This is a genomic window from Aeromonas sp. 600774, from assembly GCF_049175075.1.
In the GTDB taxonomy this organism is placed as follows: domain Bacteria; phylum Pseudomonadota; class Gammaproteobacteria; order Enterobacterales; family Aeromonadaceae; genus Aeromonas; species Aeromonas veronii_A.
The window spans coordinates 428,129-445,213 of sequence record NZ_JAAKUJ010000001.1 but is presented as its reverse complement, the minus strand read 5'-3'; the positions used below and the strand labels follow the sequence as shown (position 1 = coordinate 445,213).

Below are 17,085 nucleotides of genomic sequence, written 5' to 3'. Positions count from 1 at the left end.
TGTAGCTCGAACTTAAAATAACACTACATCTTGTGATTCATCGCACAATCTCTGCCCAATACCTGCACATCGCCGGGCAAGGGTGGTGCCATTGTGCGATGGTTTTTCGGGAATCAACTAAAGGTCATCAGCCAATGAACTTGTTTGTGACGAAGCGTAACGGACACAAAGAACCCATCGATCTGGATAAAATTCACCGCGTGCTGGACTGGGCCGCCGAGGGTCTGGACAACGTGTCGGTCTCTCAGGTGGAACTCAAGTCCCACATCCAGTTCTATGACGGTATCCGTACCGCAGACATTCACGAAACCATCATCAAGGCGACGGCTGACCTCATCTCCGAGCAGACCCCGGACTACCAGTACATGGCCGCCCGTCTGGCCATCTTCCACCTGCGCAAGAAGGCCTACGGCCAGTTCGAACCGCCCCACCTCTACCAGCACGTGGCTCGTCTGGTGGACATGGGCAAGTACGACAAACACCTGCTGGAAGACTACACCCAGGCTGAATTCGAAGAGCTGAACGCGCACATGGATCACTGGCGCGACATGAACTTCTCCTACGCGGCGGTCAAGCAGCTGGAAGGCAAGTATCTGGTACAAAACCGTGTCACCGGCGAGATCTACGAGAGCCCACAGTTCCTCTACATCCTGGTAGCGGCCTGCCTCTTCTCCAAGTACCCGAAAGATACCCGTCTGGACTACATCAAGCGCTTCTATGATGCGGTCTCTACCTTCAAGATCTCCCTGCCGACCCCGATCATGAGCGGCGTGCGCACCCCGACCCGTCAGTTCAGCTCCTGCGTACTGATCGAGTGCGACGACAGCCTGGACTCCATCAACGCCACCGCCAGCTCCATCGTGCGTTACGTCTCCCAGCGCGCCGGTATCGGCATCAACGCTGGTCGCATCCGCGGTCTGGGCAGCCCAATCCGTGGCGGCGAGGCGTTCCACACCGGTTGCATCCCCTTCTACAAATACTTCCAGACTGCCGTGAAGTGCTGCTCCCAGGGCGGCGTGCGCGGCGGTGCGGCCACCCTGTTCTACCCACTGTGGCACACCGAAGTGGAAAGCCTGCTGGTTTTGAAGAACAACCGCGGCGTGGAAGAGAACCGTGTCCGTCACATGGACTACGGCGTGCAGATCAACAAGCTGATGTACCAGCGCCTCATCAAGGGCGGTGACATCACACTGTTCTCCCCGTCCGATGCGCCGGGTCTGTACGATGCGTTCTTCGCGGATCAGGACAAGTTCGAAGAGCTCTACGTCAAGTACGAGCAGGATCCGGCCATTCGCAAGAAGACCCTCAAGGCAGTCGATCTCTTCTCCCTGATGATGCAGGAGCGTGCCGGTACCGGTCGCATCTATATCCAGAACGTCGATCACTGCAACACCCACAGCCCGTTTGATCCGAGCGTGGCGCCAGTGCGCCAGTCCAACCTCTGCCTCGAGATTGCGCTGCCGACCAAGCCGCTCAACAACATCGACGACGAGAACGGCGAGATCGCCCTGTGCACCCTCTCCGCCTTCAACCTGGGTGCCATCGAGAAGCTGGAAGATCTGGAAGAGATGGCCGATCTGGCCGTACGCGCCCTCGATGCCCTGCTCGACTATCAGGACTACCCGATTGCCGCCGCCAAGAAGGGCAGCATGGGTCGTCGTACTCTGGGGATCGGCGTCATCAACTACGCCTACTACCTTGCCAAGAACGGTGCCCGCTACTCTGACGGCTCAGGTCTGGCCCTGACTCACCGCACCTTCGAGGCGATCCAGTACTACCTGCTGAAAGCCTCCGTGCAGCTGGCCCGCGAGTTCGGCCCCTGCCCGCTGTTTGGCGAGACCACCTATGCCCAGGGCATTCTGCCGATCGACACCTACAAGAAGGATCTGGATGCACTGTGCAACGAGCCGCTGCATCTGGATTGGGAAAGCCTGCGCGAAGAGATCAAATCCGTGGGCTTGCGCAACTCCACCCTGACCGCCCTGATGCCGAGCGAGACCTCCAGCCAGATCTCCAACGCCACCAACGGCATCGAGCCGCCGCGCGGTCTGGTTTCGGTCAAGGCGTCCAAAGACGGCATTCTCAAACAGGTGGTGCCCGAGTATGATCGCCTGAAAGATCAATACGAACTGCTCTGGAAGCAACCGAGCGTTGACGGCTACCTGCAGCTGGTCGGTATCATGCAGAAGTTTGTGGATCAGGCGATCTCCGCCAACACCAACTACGATCCGGCCCGTTTCGAAGGCAACAAGGTGCCGATGAAGCAGCTGTTGAAGGACTTGCTGACCGCCTACAAATACGGCCTCAAGACCCTCTACTATCACAACACCCGTGATGGTGCAGACGACACCCAGACCGACCTGCAAGATGACGGTTGTGCTGGCGGGGCTTGCAAAATCTAAGTCACGACAAGATCTGATAACCGGGCGGGAGCGACAAGCTCCCGCTCTCCTGTTTTCTCCATACAGACATTCTGGTAACCATGGCCTATTCAACTTTCTGCCAAACCCAAAACGACCAGCTCAAAGAGCCGATGTTTTTTGGCCAATCGGTCAACGTAGCCCGTTATGACCAGCAAAAGCACGAAGTGTTCGAGCGGCTGATCGAAAAGCAACTATCCTTCTTCTGGCGCCCGGAAGAGGTGGATGTCTCCCGTGATCGCATCGACTACCAGGCCCTGCCGCCCCACGAGCAGCACATCTTCATCTCCAACCTGAAGTACCAGACCCTGCTTGACTCCATTCAGGGTCGCAGCCCCAACGTGGCGCTGCTGCCGCTGGTCTCCATTCCGGAGCTGGAAACCTGGATCGAGACCTGGGCTTTCTCCGAGACCATCCACTCTCGCTCCTACACCCATATCATCCGCAATATCGTCAACACCCCCGCCCAGGTGTTCGACGACATCGTGACCAACGAGCAGATCTTGAAGCGCGCCGGCTCCATCAGCCACTTCTACGACGACCTGATCGAAGCGACCGCCCTCTACAACCTGCACGGTGAAGGGACCCACACCGTCGCTGGCCGCGAGGTGACCATCACCTTGCGCGAGCTCAAGAAGAAGCTCTATCTCTGCCTGATGAGCGTCAACGCGCTGGAAGCAATTCGCTTCTACGTCAGCTTCGCCTGCTCCTTTGCCTTCGCCGAGCGTGAACTGATGGAAGGCAACGCCAAGATCATCAAGATGATCGCCCGCGACGAAGCGCTGCACCTCACCGGCACCCAGCACATGCTGAACCTGATGCGTACCGGCCAGGATGACCCGGAGATGGCCGAGATCGCCGCCGAGTGCGAACAGGCCTGCTTCGAGATCTTCAAGGAAGCGGCCATTCAGGAGAAAGAGTGGGCCGAGTACCTGTTCCAGGACGGCTCCATGATCGGCCTGAACAAGGACATCCTCTGCCAGTACGTGGAGTACATCACCAACCTGCGCATGAGTGCGGTCGGCCTGCAGCCAGCCTTTGCCGGCACCAAGCAGAACCCGATCCCCTGGATCAACACCTGGCTGTCATCCGACAACGTACAGGTCGCCCCGCAAGAGGTAGAGGTCAGCTCCTATCTGGTCGGTCAGATCGACAGCGAAGTCAATGCCGATGACCTGGGTGATTTCGAGCTGTGAGTGACGCCACCAACATGCGGACCCCTGCCCCGCACGCGCCTGCCGAACAGCAAGCGGTCGTGGCACCACGGGTACATACCCGGGATGGTGCCGTGCTGCACGCCCATCCCGGCGAAAGCGTGTTGGAGACCCTGGAGCGCCATGGGCATCATGTGGAGTTCCAGTGTCGCAGCGGCTATTGCGGCGCCTGCCGCACTCCGCTGATGGCCGGCAAGGTGCACTACCCCAATGTGCCGCTGGCATTCGTCGCCCAGGGGGAGTGCCTCCCCTGCTGCTGCAAACCGGTCGGCGCCATCCGGCTGGATATCCAGAAGAGCTGACGCAGCCACAGACTGGCAACTCGCACAAAATATAGAAAGCCGCCGGAGCAATCCGGCGGCTTTTTTGTCTCTTCATCTTTGCTCGGGCGCCCGATGACAGACGCCCAACCCCTCAGAGGATTACAACCAGGGGGCAGCGGTCGGCCCATGGTGCAGGCCCAGCTTCCAGACCCGGCCAAAGTGCTTGTAGTGACCCGCCGCGACACCGGCCTTCTCACCCATGCCGTGGTAGAGGTCGAGGTGGCCCTTCTTCACCGCCCCGCCCACATCCAGCGCAATCAACAGCCGCAGCTGGTGCTTGCCGGTCCAGTTGCCCTCTTTGTCGAGCAAAGGCACTTCCGCCAGGATCGGCGTCCCCATCGGCAACAGGGTCTTGTCGGCAGCGACGGCCGCCATCGGCAGCAGCGGGATACCGGCGGCGCCGATCACATCATTGGTGGGTCGACGCTCGAAGAAGACATAGGAGGGGTTCTGCTCCACCAGCTCCTTGACGCTCTCCTCCGGCTGGCGGCTCGCCCAATCTTTGATGGCTTTCATCGACATCTGCTCTTTGGGCACTTCACCGCGGTCGATCAGCACCCGGCCGATACTCACGTAACCGTGGCCGTTCTTGCCGCTATAGCCCAGATATTGCAGCCGATCCTCATCGCCATAGTGGACAAAGCCCGAGCCCTGCACATCCATCAGGAAGTTGTCGATAAGGGATTTGCTGTAACCCAGCTCCAGTCCGCGGTTGGCCAGGGCCCCCTGATGGATCTCGGCCCGGGTCGGACAGCGACCACCACATTTGGGCATGGCATAGATGGGATATTTGTACTTGGCATCCGGGCGGTGGCGCACTTCCAGCACTGGCGAGTAGTAACCGGTAAAGAGCACGTTACCCATGCGATCCGCGCCGCCCAGCTGAGCCAGGCTGATACCGTAACGGGTAATGTCGGCAGGATTGCCGCCGCCCGCCACCCAGCGGGAGAGCTGATGATAGAGCTCGCCATAACGGCGAGTCATCTTGCCGGAGCGCTCCAGTACCAGTCGGCTCTGCGGGCCAAACTTGCTGTAGTCGGCACGCGCACGGCTATTGACCCGCTCCACCCTCACCAGATCCTCTGGCAAGGTCCCGTCCAGATACTGCTTGCCCAGATTTTCCGGCACCTCGCAATTAAGAAAGCATCTGTTGTCGGTCTGTTTTTTGGGCACTTCTGCTTTGTCAGAGTTGCCCGCACAACCGGCCAGTCCCAGCACTGCGGCGGTCAGCCAGTACGCGTGTTTGTTCATATGTCCTCATATAACGCCAAGAGCCATGCTCGGCGGGGAAGATGCCAAATTTGCAGGGGGAAAGCAAACGACATCAATCACTTGAAGCAGGATTTCTCCAAAGGGGATCCGCTGGGTTATAACAAGGTGACAGGATGTGCGAGGTGATGGATGGAACAGCTCGAAATCTTCCCGCTGCAGAGCCCCTGCATCGGGGTCTGCGAAGTGAACAACAAGGGCTACTGCAAGGGGTGCCTGCGCAATCGCGAAGAGCGTTTCAACTGGCTCGCCATGACCCCCGCCCAGCAGCAGGATGTGATGCGTCTGTGCCGCGCCCGCAAGTCGCGGGTTGAAGCCGCCCGCCGCAAGGCTCAGGAAGTAGCCCAATCCGAGCTGCCAGAACAACCAGGTTGGGACTTTTAACCACTCCCTATCTTCCCCTCACAGGTTACCTATCCTCCCGACAAAACAAAAAGCGGCCCGCAGGCCGCTCTTGGTTATAACGTATTGCCGGACGGCAAGGTTTATGCGGTGGCCAGCTTGGCCTGCTCTTCACCGCGCTTGAGCATGGCGTAGGAGACACCGGTCAGCAGCGAGCCCGCGGCAATCGCCACGATATACATCATGACGTTGCTGATGGCGTGCGGGATGAACAGCACGAACAGACCACCGTGGGGCGCCATCAGTTCACAGCCGAACAGCATGGATAGCGCACCGGTCAGGGCGCCACCTACCATGCAGGCCGGGATGACCCGCATCGGATCCTTGGCGGCAAACGGGATGGCCCCCTCGGAGATAAAGCACAGACCCAGTACAAAGGAGGCCTTGCCCGCTTCCTGCTCAGCCTTGATGAACTTGGTGCGGGCCAGGAAGGTGGCGATCCCCATCCCCAGTGCCGGCACCATACCGGCGGCCATCACGGCAGCCATCGGGGCATAGGTTTTGGAGGCCAGCAGGCCGACCCCGAAGGCGTAGGCCGCCTTGTTGACCGGGCCGCCCATGTCGAAGCACATCATGGCGCCGATGATGACACCCAGCAGCACGGCGTTGGCTGAGCCCATGTTGTTGAGGAACGCTGTCATGGCATTCATGATGCCAGCCACCGGGCCACCCACCACATAGATCATCACCAGACCGGTAAACAGGCTGGCAAACAGCGGAATGATCAGGATGGGCTTGAGCGCTTCCAGGGTCACCGGCAGGCGCACCTTGTCGCTCAGGTACTTGGCGCTGTAACCGGCCAGGAAACCGGCCACGATGCCGCCAAGGAAACCGGCGCCCAGCGAACTTGCCAGCATGCCACCGATCATGCCGGGAGCGAGGCCCGGACGGTCAGCGATGGAATAGGCAATGTAGCCGGCCAGCACCGGGATCATTAGGGCAAAGGCGGAGCCGCCACCGATCTTCATCAGAGCCGCGGCCAGGGTGCCTTCCACCTTGAACGCCTCGATCCCGAACACGAACGAGAGCGCGATGATGAGGCCGCCCGCCACCACCATGGGCAGCATGAAGGAGACACCGGTCAGCAGGTGCTTGTAGGGGCCAGCCTTCTCTTCTTTCTTGGGCTGGCTGGCGCCGCTGTGGCGATAGGTTTTCGCCTCGGTCCAGGCCTTGTCGAGCTCGGCACGGGTTTTCTTGAGTGCCGCACCAGTACTGGTGCGATAGACCGGCTTGCCGTCGAAACGGGCCATGTCCACCTCGATATCGGTGGCGAGGAACACCAGATCGGCGGATGCAATCTCCTCGGCGGTCAGGGCGTTCTGGGCACCGACCGAGCCTTGGGTCTCGACGCGGATCTGATAACCCAGCTGTTTGGCCATGGTCTCCAGCGCTTCTGCCGACATAAAGGTGTGGGCAACCCCGGTCGGGCAGGCAGTCACCGCCACGATGCGCTTGCCTGCGGCGGCCGGTTTGGCGGCAGCATTGGCAACGGCGGAGGCGGCTTGATGACGATAGACACTGGCGCCGCTGGCGGCTGCCTCCAGCAAGGCGGCCGGATCCTGCAGGGCGAGATCCATGCTGCCCTGATAGACCCGCTTGCCATCATAGGCGGCGAGATCCACCGGAGCACTGGCGACAACCAGCACCAGATCAGCGGCGGCAATCTGCTCTTTGTTCGGCACCTGGCGGGGTTGCACGCTGGAGCCGACGTCGAGGGTGAGTTCCCAGCCAGCCAGTTTGGCCTGCTGTTCTATCCGTTTTGCAGCGAGAAAGCTGGTGGCAATGCCCGCCGGGCAAGCCGTAACCAAGATTGCTTTCATTGGGCATCTCCTGAGTTTTCCATTGAGGGGGTATGGCATTGAACCGGTGCCAGCACATCCAGACGCTCTACGCGCACCTGTTCAAGTAAGGGGTTGAGCACATTGATATCGTCAAAGCCGACCGCGACCTGACTGACCGCCAAGGCCGAGACGGCGGTGGCTAGCCGCAGGGTCTGCTCCGGCGCCCAGCCAAGGCTGAGACCATGGGCGAGACCGGCTACCAGCGAATCGCCGGCACCTACAGTGCTGACCACCTGCATCCGCGGTGGAATCGCCTGCCAGACGGCATCCGGTGCAAACCAGATCAGGCCATCGGCGCCGTTGGAGATCACCACGTTGGGGATGCCGCTTGCCTGCAGCGCGCGGGCACATTCGGCCTGCTCGCTCAAAGTCTTGATGGGGCGGCCCGCCCACTGGCTCAGCTCCTCCAGATTGGGTTTGACCAGGGTCGGCGCCGCCTTGATCCCTTCGCTTAACGCCGCGCCGCTGCAATCGAAGATCACCTGCTTGCCTTTGGCCTTGAGCAGACGGATCAGATGGGCGCAGTAATCGGGGGCCACCCCTTTGGGCAGGCTGCCCGCCAGCACGAACCAGTCGGCGTGCGCTGCCAGTTGGTCGATGGCCTGCTCCAGCGCGCTCACTTCCCCTTGCTGGATGGTAAGCCCCGGCAGGTTGAGATCGGTCACCCGACCGGATTGCTCGGAGATCTTGACGTTGATGCGGGTGCTGCCCGCGACACGGACAAAGTGATCATCCAGCGCCCGCTCAGCAAACAGGGAGACAAAGCTCTGTTCATTGTCAGCGCCCAGCCAGCCGGTGACGCCTACCTCGCGGCCCAAATCCTTGAGCACCATGGCGACGTTGATCCCCTTGCCCGCCGCACGCAGGTTGGCCTCGCTCACCAGATTCACCTCGCCAAGGCTCATCGCATCGAGACGGGTGGTGAGATCAAGGGCGGGGTTGAGGGTAATGGTGACAATCTTCATCAATGCGCCCCCTCGCCGAGACCAGCGGCGATCGCCTCACCGATCCCCTTGAGAGCGGCTTCGGCATCAGCCCCTTCGGCGCGAAATGCCAGACGGTGCCCGCACTTGACGCCAAGGCCGATCACCTTCATCAGGCTCTTGGCGGAGACCGCCTCGCCGCTGCCATCCAGATTGGCAACCCGGATGTCGGATGCAAACTCTTTGGCCACCTTGACCAGCATGGCACCGGGACGAGCGTGCAGGCCGTGGGGGTTGATGATGGTGAAGGTGTCGGAAAGACCGCTCGCGGGGCCCGCTTGCAGCATGGCCAGTCCCTCACCACCCGCCAGCGTAGCGAGTTGGCCGGCAGCCGCCAGTTTGGCCAGATTCTCCAGTTGCGGCAGATGGCCGCTATCTGCGGCGCACAGCAGCAGCATGGCGCTGACCGGCAGCTCCCCTGCGTTCAGTGCAGTGCTAGGCGTTGCCAACACCCAGCCGGTCTGGGCCGCTTGCGCGCGGGCCAGCCAGACGCCCTCGCCCAGATAGGCAGGGTCGCTTGCCAGCAGGGCGCTCACCATGGCGGCATCGCCCCAATCGGCGGACTTGGCGCGGGCAGCGGCGCCCAGCAGCAGCTGGTCGCGATCATCGGCCGGGAAGTCAGCCAGGGTCAGGTATTGCACCTCTTTGGCGGCAGTGGCGCCGGTCAGGATATTGATGATGGTGTCGGCGTCGGTGGCCTCTTTGAGCTGGGCTGCCGCCTGCTCGTCACCCAACACGTGGGTGAGCTGGCGCAAGATGCCCAGATGCTCGTCTGACTTGGCAGCGATACCGATGGCGACGTAGGCGATCTGCCCCTCATCCCACTCGATACCATTGGGGAACTGGGCCACCATGACGCCGGTGCTCTTCACCAGATGACGGGTGTCGGTGGTGCCGTGGGGAATGGCGATGCCGCTGCCAAGATAGGTGGCATGCTGCGCTTCACGGGCCAGCATCCCATCCACATAGCCCGCTTCCACCAGACCGGCTTCGGTCAGTTTGCCTGCCAGCAGGGCAATGGCGTCCGACTTGGTCGCCACCGACTGTCCCAGCAAGATCTGCTCTCGCGCCAACTTCAACATAGAGACTCTCCATCAGGTTCCGGCCGCGCCGGTACGTCACAATTGAACATTCGGATAACTCGCCAGCTGACAATAGACCCGAGCACGGTTCACTGTGATCGGGGCCCGATTTTCAGGCCACAGGGTCTCTTCGTTGCTGACAGGCTGAATCGTTTCACTTACACTCAGACTGAATCGTTTCAGCGAATTGATCAAGTACCCACAAAGAGTGCTTTTCAATGATATGATCCCGCGCACACTTTTCGGTGCCCTCACCCGGCAGTGACCGTGGGCCTTGCAACTCAAACAGAGCCAATATGATGAAACTGGATGAAATCGCCGCCCTCGCCGGTGTCTCGCGCACCACGGCAAGCTATGTGATCAATGGCAAGGCCGACCAATACCGCATCAGTCAGGCCACCCGCGACAAGGTGATGGCCGTAGTCACCGCCCATAACTACCAGCCGGACAGCCGCGCCGCCTCCCTGCGCGGCGGCCAGACCAAGACCCTTGGCTTTATCCTGCCCGACCTTGAGAACGCCAGTTATGCCAAGCTGGCCAAACGGCTGGAACAGGGGGCCCGGGCGCAGGGCTATCAGCTGCTGATCGTCTGCTCGGAAGATGATCCCGCCACCGAAAAAGAGCTGGCCCAGATGCTGGTGAGCCGCCATGTGGATGCCCTGCTGGTGGCCAGCTGCCTGCCGCCGGACGACCCCTTCTACGGTAAATTGCAGGCGCAAGGCAGCCAGATCCTCGCCATCGACCGGGCGATGGCCGCCGACAAGTTCGTTACCGTCGCCAGTGAAAACGAGAAAGCGAGCTTTGATCTCACCAGCTCCCTGCTTACCCCGACCTTGCGCCATATCGCCTTGATCACCGCACTGCCGGCACTCACGATCAGTCAGGAGCGAAAAGCCGGTTTCGAGCAGGCGGTCGCCAGTCATAGCACGGCTCGCCACCTGTGTGAGGGGGATCACTTCTCCCGTCTTGAGGGGTATCGCCTGATCAAAGATCTGCACCAGCAGCTGGGCCAGTTGCCCGAAGCGCTGATCACCACCTCCTATATCCTGATGGAGGGGGTACTCGACTACCTTTTGGAGCAAGAGATCGACATGAGCCAGCTCGCCATGGCCACCTTCGGGGACGATCGCCTGCTCGACTTCCTCCCTTTTGGCATCAACTCCCTGCCCCAGCAGCACGACGCGCTGGCCAACCAGGCGCTGGAGCTAGCGCTCAAGGCGGTGAACGGCGACTACCAGAGCGGGCTGCACTATGTGAGCCGCACCCTCAAGCGCCGTCGCTAACCTGACCGCAGCAGACCCGATTTTCTGTCAATGGGTGGGTAAAGCGAACAGATGACAATAAGGCTGCCAGCATCGGCAGCCTTATTGTTTTCCCCCATAACCCTACCCGCCCGCTTTGCTTTCTCTACAGGTTTGACCGACCAAGCAACCGGCCGCCACACCCCTGTTGTCCCTCAACGCCACGCCAGCGTTCATACAACACCCTCCCCGCTCCCCTATCTGCGCTGCTGCCACTTGGCTGACCTGTATCAATGCGCCCCTGCCAGTCATTTTATCGGTGCTTTTTTCTGCAATCAGCCATCACTGTCATCATTTATTTCCACTTTCTGCCACAAGCCAGCACAAGATCCGTATAAAAGGGGTTGTTTCCGCTATTTTGATCCGCTAACGTGGCAATCATATTTTACAACTGACAGGTTTTAGGTACAGATGTTCCCGTTCCGATATTGCTAGCCTCCGGTCCTATCACCGGAGGCACCTTCTGATAACGCCAATCGGCCCCTCTTGTTGACGTCACTGCTGACATCGCCTGTTTGCACTGACACCGCTACGTTCGGATGGATAACATGAATACCAAAACCCTGGGTTGTACCCTGTTGATTGCCGGCACCACCATAGGCGCCGGCATGCTGGCCCTGCCGCTGGCCTCCTCCTCCCTCGGCGGCCCCGCCACCCTGCTGCTGATGGTTGGCCTCTGGGCCCTGATGGCCTTCACCGCCATGCTGCAAGTAGAGGCAAGCCTCAACACCGGCAAATGGTACCTGCACCAGCTGGCGGATCATTTGCTCGGCCCCTGGGGCAAGCGCATCGCCTCCTTCTGTATCCTGATGCTGTTCTACTCGCTGGCCTCCGCTTACATCAGCGGTGGCAGCAGCCTGCTGGCACAGGCGCTGGCCGATGCGGGCATGACTCTCAGCCAGGAGCAGGCCGCCTGGGCCTTTACTCTGCTGTTTGGCGGCATGGTCTGTGTCGGCACCCGCTCGGTGGATTACCTCAACCGGCTGATGTTCACCGTCAAACTGGTAATCATGGTGGTGGTGCTGGCGTTGCTGCTGCCCCGCACCGAAGGGCAGCATCTACTTTCGATGCCGCTGGGTCAGGGCCTGTTGCTGGCGGGCCTGCCGGTCATCTTCACCTCGTTCGGCTTTCACGGCTCCATTCCGAGTGTCATGCTCTACCTCGGCGATTGTCCCAAACAGCTGCGCCGGGTCTTTGTCTGGGGCTCCGCCCTGCCGCTGATCCTCTACGTGCTGTGGCAGGTAGCGATCCTCGGTCTGCTCGGCCAGCAAGCCCTGCTGCAAACCGGCGGTGCGCTGGACAGCCTGCTGGCCAACGTCGGCAAGCTGGTGAGCTGGCCGGCCTTCAATCAGGCTATGCACCTGTTTGCCGATCTGGCGCTCGCCACCTCCTTCCTCGGGGTGACGCTGGGGCTGTTCGACTTTATGGCCAAGGTAACCCGCCGCAAGGACAACTGGCAGGGCCGCAGCCAGACCGGTCTTATCACCTTCGTGCCGCCGCTGCTGTTTGCCCTCTACTTCCCGCAGGGCTTTATCATGGCGCTTGGCTACGCTGCCATTGCGCTGGCGATCCTCGCGGTACTGCTGCCGGTAGCGCTGGTATGGCAGAGCCGCAAGCAAGCTCCCGCCCACCACTACCGCGCCCCGGGTGGCGTGGTGGCGCTGGGAGTGGCTGCCGCCATGGGCGCATTGATTGTCGGCGTCCAGATCAGCGTCAGCCTTGGAATGCTGCCCGCGCTGTAATCTTTGCTGCAATTCAATACGCCAGATAGGCAAAAGCCCCGCCAATCAGATTGGCGGGGCTTTTGCTATTGGGGTCTGCATAACGTGCGCCATATCGCAATATGACGGCTCAATCTGGTACTAATGGCTGCTACCCTCAAGGCAAGACCTTGAGATGCCGAGCAATGTGGCGTCTCTCAACACCAGCCACCCGATATCATCACACCGGGAGCCAGATACCATGACCATACTGCCTGTTTACGCGGCCCTGCTCGCTCTGCTGTTTGTGTTGCTGAGCATTCGTACCATTCGCACCCGTCACCGCCAGAAAGTGGCGCTCGGCCATGGCGATGATCCCGCCATGCTGCGGGCCATGCGGGTGCACGCCAACTTTGCCGAGTATGTCCCCCTCGCTCTGCTACTGATCTATTTCGTCGAAACCGGCAGCCATGCCCCTTGGGTGGTTCATCTGCTGGGGAGTGCCTTGCTGCTTGGTCGCCTCTGTCACGCCTTTGGCATGAGTCGCACACCGGAGAATTTCCGCTATCGGGTGGTGGGAATGGGGCTGACCTTCACGGTGATCCTGGTGAGCGCGGCCTGTCTCCTGCTCACCGCCCTGCTCTCCTGACCAGAGCAGGTCAGCCAAACGCGGAGCCGCCGAAACAGAAATAGAAAAGCCCTGCCGATATGGCAGGGCTTTTCGTTTAACCGTTCAGAGCGGGAGAGTGACTCTCCTTGCCCTTACTGGTTGTGGCTGGCGCGACGGGGACGACGGGCCTGAGCCGGCTTGGCGGCGCCATCAGCCGAACGCTGACCACCCTGGGGCTTGGGCTTGCCGCCGTTGCCGGATCGGTTAGCGCCTGCGTTGCCACCGTTGTTGCCAGAGCGAGTGGCACCCTGACGCTGGCCTTGACCTTGCGGACGCGGCGCACGGCGCTGCTCGCTCGGATCACGAGGCTCTTTGCGCAGCGGCGCGCCGATACCACGGCTTATGTTATCGAGCGTCTCGCGGGAGGCTTCAAAACCGGCCACCTGCTCACACGGGATGTTCTGCTTGGTCAGCCGCTCGATCGCCTTGATAAGCTTGCCTTCATCGGCAGCAACCAGCGAGATGGCGTGACCGGCAGCGCCAGCACGGCCGGTACGACCGATGCGGTGAACATAATCTTCCGCCACGTTCGGCAGCTCGAAGTTCACTACCTGCGGCAGCTTGTCGATATCGAGGCCACGGGCCGCGATGTCGGTCGCCACCATCACACGCACGCTGCCATCCTTGAAACCGGCCAGCGCGCGGGTACGGGCACCCTGGCTCTTGTTGCCGTGAATGGCGGCGGCACTGATGCCATCTTTTTCAAGCTTCTCGGCAACCCGGTTGGCGATGTGCTTGGTACGGGTAAAGACCAGCACCTGCTGCCAGTTGTTGCTGGAGATCAGGTGGCTCAGCAGCGCGATCTTGTTGGCCTTGTCGCACGGGTGCACCAGCTGTTCGATACGCTCGGCGGTGCTGTTGCGCGGGGCGACTTCAATGACAGCCGGGTTATCCAGCAGACCAGTGGCCAGCTCGCGAATTTCGTCGGCGAAGGTGGCGGAGAAGAGCAGGTTCTGGCGCTTCTTCGGCAGCAGGGTCAGGATGCGGCGGATGTCGCGGATAAAGCCCATGTCGAGCATGCGATCCGCTTCGTCCAGCACCAGGATCTCCACCTCGTCAAACTTGACGGCATTCTGGTTGTAGAGATCGATCAGACGGCCCGGACAGGCCACCAGCACGTCCAGACCACGGCGAGTCGCCATCATCTGCGGGTTGATGCTCACGCCACCAAATACCACGTGGCTGCGCAGGGGCAGATGCTTGCCGTAGTTGCGCACGCTCTCGCCCACCTGGGCGGCCAGCTCGCGCGTCGGGGTCAGTACCAGCGCACGGACGCGGTTCGGAGAGACCTTGCGCTTGCTCTCCATCAGACGTTGCAGCATCGGCAGGGTAAAGCCTGCGGTCTTGCCGGTCCCTGTTTGGGCCGCCGCCATCAGATCGCGGCCAGCCAGAACGGCGGGGATCGCTTGCTGCTGAATGGGAGACGGGGTGTCGTAGCCTTGTTCGGCAACGGCACGCAACAAGGGTTCGGCCAGACCGAGGGAAGTAAAACTCATAGTTACCTGCTAGGGATAGGGGCGCCGGGGATTTGTGGTGGGGCTCCTCTGCTGAGCCGATGCCATCTCACAAGATCTGGGCCTATTGAGAAAACAACGATTTCCCCGGGGAGCAGAGCAAAGGGGAAAGAATAGGGGCGCAGTCTAACGGAGTTGTGCCGGATAAACGAGAAAAATGTGATGCTCCTCCCAGCACGTACAGAAAAGCCCCCTCCTCTGCCTCGAATAATCACGCTGACAGATGACGCACGCACCACACTATTAACTGACTACTTATTACCTGCCCCTTCATCGGGCCGCGGGTACTCGGGATAGAAGAACAAAAAGCAGAATAACGAGGTTCACGCTATGAGCACGCAATATCGTCCCCACGGCAACTGGCAGGCCTGGTTCTGCCTACTGCTTCTGCTGACACCTTCCCTGCAGGCCAGTCAGCCCCTGACCGTTGCCTGGAGCCACTGGCCTCCCTTCAGCCAGCTCAATAACAAGGGGCAGTTGGCCGGGCTGGATGTCAGCCTGACCCGCCAGATCCTTACCCAGGCAGGATTCACCCCCAAGTTTCGCGAGATCCCCTGGGCACGGGCACTGCATCTGGTAGAACACGATCAGCTGGATGTAGCGATGGCCGCGCTACCACTACCAGAGCGGCAAAAGTATGCCCGCTTCTCTGCCCCCTATCGCCAGAGTGCCTATGTGCTGTTGAGTAATAACCCTATCCCCGGCCATCAGGATCGCTGGGGAAAGCTCGATACCTTGTCCAAACTGTGCCACAACAAGGAGCTCAAAATTGGCAAACTACGCGGTACTCGCCCCATTCATCAAATTGAGGGATGTCCTGCCCTCAAAGTGGCGACCGAGTACAATGCAGATGATCGGCTGATCGATCTGCTGCTGGCCCGCCGCCTCGATGGCATCATCATGGAGTGGCAGTATGCTCGCTATCGGCTCTCCCAATTGGGTGCCGAGGGATTTATCAGCTGCCAGCTATTACTGCACCACCAGCCGGTCAGCCTGATGTTTGCCAAAAATAGCGTGAGTGACGCGCAGCTCCTCAAAATCAACAAGGCCATCGAGGCCTTGCCCAAGCACCACAGCAAGTTCTCTCCACCCAGTTGCCGCCTCGATGCCGATCCGGGGGCAGCGGATCTGCTGACTCGCACCCTCCGCACGCATTGACGGAATAAGCAATGACCAGAAATAACAAAGGCGACCCGGAGGTCGCCTTTGATGTGTTTGTAGAGCCAGCCCCCTGAACAGGGCGCGCTCAGTCGATAGGCTACAGCGCCGATCAGCGCAGCTGCGGGGTATGGGTCAACACCCCCTGATTCTGGGCACGATGGCGCAGCAGGTGATCCATCAACACCAGTGCCAGCATCGCCTCGGCAATAGGCACGGCGCGAATGCCGACACAAGGATCGTGGCGCCCCTTGGTGATCATCTCGATGGCCTCGCCTTCGGTATTGATGGTCTTGCCCGGCACAGTAATGCTGGAGGTAGGCTTGAGCGCCATGCTCACCACGATATCCTGACCCGACGAGATCCCACCCAGAATGCCGCCCGCATGGTTGCTGGCAAAGCCCGCCGGGGTCATCTCGTCGCGATGCTCGGAGCCTTTTTGCTCCACTACCGCAAAGCCGTCACCGATCTCCACCCCTTTCACCGCATTGATGCCCATCATGGCATGGGCAATGTCGGCGTCGAGACGATCAAACACCGGCTCACCCAGGCCCACCGGCACATTGCGCGCAATGACCTGCACCTTGGCACCGATACTGTTGCCCTCTTTTTTCAGGTCACGCATGTATTGATCCAGTTCTTCCAGCTTGCCCGCATCGGGGAAAAAGAAGGGATTCTGCTCAATCTGCGCCGCGTCAAACGCCTCAGCCTTGATGGGGCCGAGCTGGGAGAGAAAACCGGTGATCTCTATGCCATGCACCTGTTTCAGGTACTTCTTGGCAATCGCCCCCGCCGCCACTCGCATCGCGGTCTCGCGGGCAGATGAGCGACCACCGCCACGATAGTCCCGCTGACCATACTTCTGGTGGTAGGTGTAGTCAGCATGACCCGGCCGGAACAGATCCTTGATATCGGAGTAATCCTTGGAGCGCTGATCGGTATTCTCGATGAGCAGCCCGATGGAGGTGCCGGTGGTCTTGCCCTCGAACACCCCGGAGAGGATCTTCACCTCGTCCGGCTCGCGGCGCGGCGTGGTGTAGCGGGAAGTGCCGGGCTTGCGCCGATCCAGATCCCCCTGCAGATCCGCTTCGCTGATCTCCAGCCCAGGCGGGCAACCATCGACCACGGCGCCCAGCGCCAGGCCGTGGCTCTCGCCAAAGGTAGTGACCCGAAAGAGTTGACCAAAACTGTTCCCTGCCATGCGCGCT

General features: G+C 60.6%; 14 protein-coding genes. 8 read left to right on the top strand and 6 right to left on the bottom strand.

The window, feature by feature from the left end; all coding sequences use genetic code 11:
* Positions 1 to 134 precede the first annotated feature (134 nt).
* From nrdA to yfaE, 3 genes are all read left to right on the top strand, one after another.
* The gene (gene nrdA, locus G5171_RS01830) at positions 135 to 2,402 is read left to right on the top strand and encodes a class 1a ribonucleoside-diphosphate reductase subunit alpha (RefSeq protein WP_323908400.1); all 2,268 of its coding nucleotides are present in this window, start codon (positions 135 to 137) and stop codon (positions 2,400 to 2,402) included.
* A gap of 80 nt (positions 2,403 to 2,482) precedes the next feature.
* Positions 2,483 to 3,616 carry a class Ia ribonucleoside-diphosphate reductase subunit beta gene (gene nrdB / locus G5171_RS01825; RefSeq protein ID WP_005336708.1) on the top strand — a complete coding sequence of 378 codons (1,134 nt, stop codon included), beginning with the start codon at positions 2,483 to 2,485 and terminating at the stop codon, positions 3,614 to 3,616.
* The gene (gene yfaE, locus G5171_RS01820; RefSeq protein ID WP_421243598.1) at positions 3,613 to 3,936 is read left to right on the top strand and encodes a class I ribonucleotide reductase maintenance protein YfaE; all 324 of its coding nucleotides are present in this window, start codon (positions 3,613 to 3,615) and stop codon (positions 3,934 to 3,936) included. Before nrdB ends, yfaE begins: the two co-directional genes overlap by 4 nt.
* Before the next feature lie 120 nt (positions 3,937 to 4,056).
* On the opposite strand, the gene mltA is transcribed toward yfaE, so the two are convergent.
* Positions 4,057 to 5,208, bottom strand: coding sequence for a murein transglycosylase A (gene mltA, locus G5171_RS01815; protein WP_421243599.1), 1,152 nt, complete (start codon positions 5,206 to 5,208; stop codon positions 4,057 to 4,059).
* 150 nt (positions 5,209 to 5,358) lie between these two features.
* Between mltA and G5171_RS01810 the strand changes: the two genes are divergently transcribed.
* A complete protein-coding gene (locus tag G5171_RS01810) occupies positions 5,359 to 5,610 on the top strand; it encodes a DUF1289 domain-containing protein (protein ID WP_421259742.1) in 252 nt (83 codons plus the stop codon).
* 101 nt (positions 5,611 to 5,711) lie between these two features.
* Here G5171_RS01810 and fruA read toward each other — a convergent pair whose 3' ends face one another.
* From fruA to fruB, 3 genes are read right to left on the bottom strand one after another with little or no spacing between them, the layout of a single operon-like run.
* Positions 5,712 to 7,448 (bottom strand): PTS fructose transporter subunit IIBC, encoded by a 1,737-nt coding sequence (gene fruA / locus G5171_RS01805; protein WP_421259741.1) that lies wholly within the window; start codon positions 7,446 to 7,448, stop codon positions 5,712 to 5,714.
* A complete protein-coding gene (gene pfkB / locus G5171_RS01800) occupies positions 7,445 to 8,434 on the bottom strand; it encodes a 1-phosphofructokinase (protein ID WP_421259740.1) in 990 nt (329 codons plus the stop codon). Before pfkB ends, fruA begins: the two co-directional genes overlap by 4 nt.
* Complete coding sequence (gene fruB / locus G5171_RS01795) at positions 8,434 to 9,534, bottom strand: fused PTS fructose transporter subunit IIA/HPr protein (protein WP_421259739.1); 1,101 nt, start codon at positions 9,532 to 9,534, stop codon at positions 8,434 to 8,436. The genes pfkB and fruB overlap by 1 nt, the downstream gene beginning before the upstream one ends.
* Before the next feature lie 296 nt (positions 9,535 to 9,830).
* Here fruB and cra point away from each other — a divergent pair, with 296 nt between their 5' ends.
* The 3 genes from cra (at position 9,831) to G5171_RS01780 (ending at position 13,184) form a co-directional block, all read left to right on the top strand.
* A complete protein-coding gene (gene cra / locus G5171_RS01790) occupies positions 9,831 to 10,817 on the top strand; it encodes a catabolite repressor/activator (protein ID WP_421259738.1) in 987 nt (328 codons plus the stop codon).
* 566 nt (positions 10,818 to 11,383) lie between these two features.
* The gene (locus G5171_RS01785; RefSeq protein WP_421243605.1) at positions 11,384 to 12,577 is read left to right on the top strand and encodes an aromatic amino acid transport family protein; all 1,194 of its coding nucleotides are present in this window, start codon (positions 11,384 to 11,386) and stop codon (positions 12,575 to 12,577) included.
* Positions 12,578 to 12,797: 220 nt separating this feature from the next.
* Positions 12,798 to 13,184: an MAPEG family protein gene (locus G5171_RS01780; protein ID WP_216978747.1), complete on the top strand. Its 387-nt coding sequence runs from the start codon at positions 12,798 to 12,800 to the stop codon at positions 13,182 to 13,184.
* Between the two features lie 113 nt (positions 13,185 to 13,297).
* Here the strand turns inward: G5171_RS01780 and G5171_RS01775 are convergent, their stop codons facing one another.
* Entirely contained in the window at positions 13,298 to 14,701 is a 1,404-nt protein-coding gene (locus G5171_RS01775) for a DEAD/DEAH box helicase (RefSeq protein ID WP_421259737.1), read from the bottom strand.
* A gap of 348 nt (positions 14,702 to 15,049) precedes the next feature.
* On the opposite strand from G5171_RS01775, the gene G5171_RS01770 reads away from it, so the two are divergent.
* Positions 15,050 to 15,877, top strand: coding sequence for a substrate-binding periplasmic protein (locus G5171_RS01770; protein ID WP_337072206.1), 828 nt, complete (start codon positions 15,050 to 15,052; stop codon positions 15,875 to 15,877).
* A gap of 112 nt (positions 15,878 to 15,989) precedes the next feature.
* On the opposite strand, the gene aroC is transcribed toward G5171_RS01770, so the two are convergent.
* Complete coding sequence (aroC, locus tag G5171_RS01765; protein ID WP_021230156.1) at positions 15,990 to 17,078, bottom strand: chorismate synthase; 1,089 nt, start codon at positions 17,076 to 17,078, stop codon at positions 15,990 to 15,992.
* Between the last annotated feature and the right edge of the window lie 7 nt (positions 17,079 to 17,085).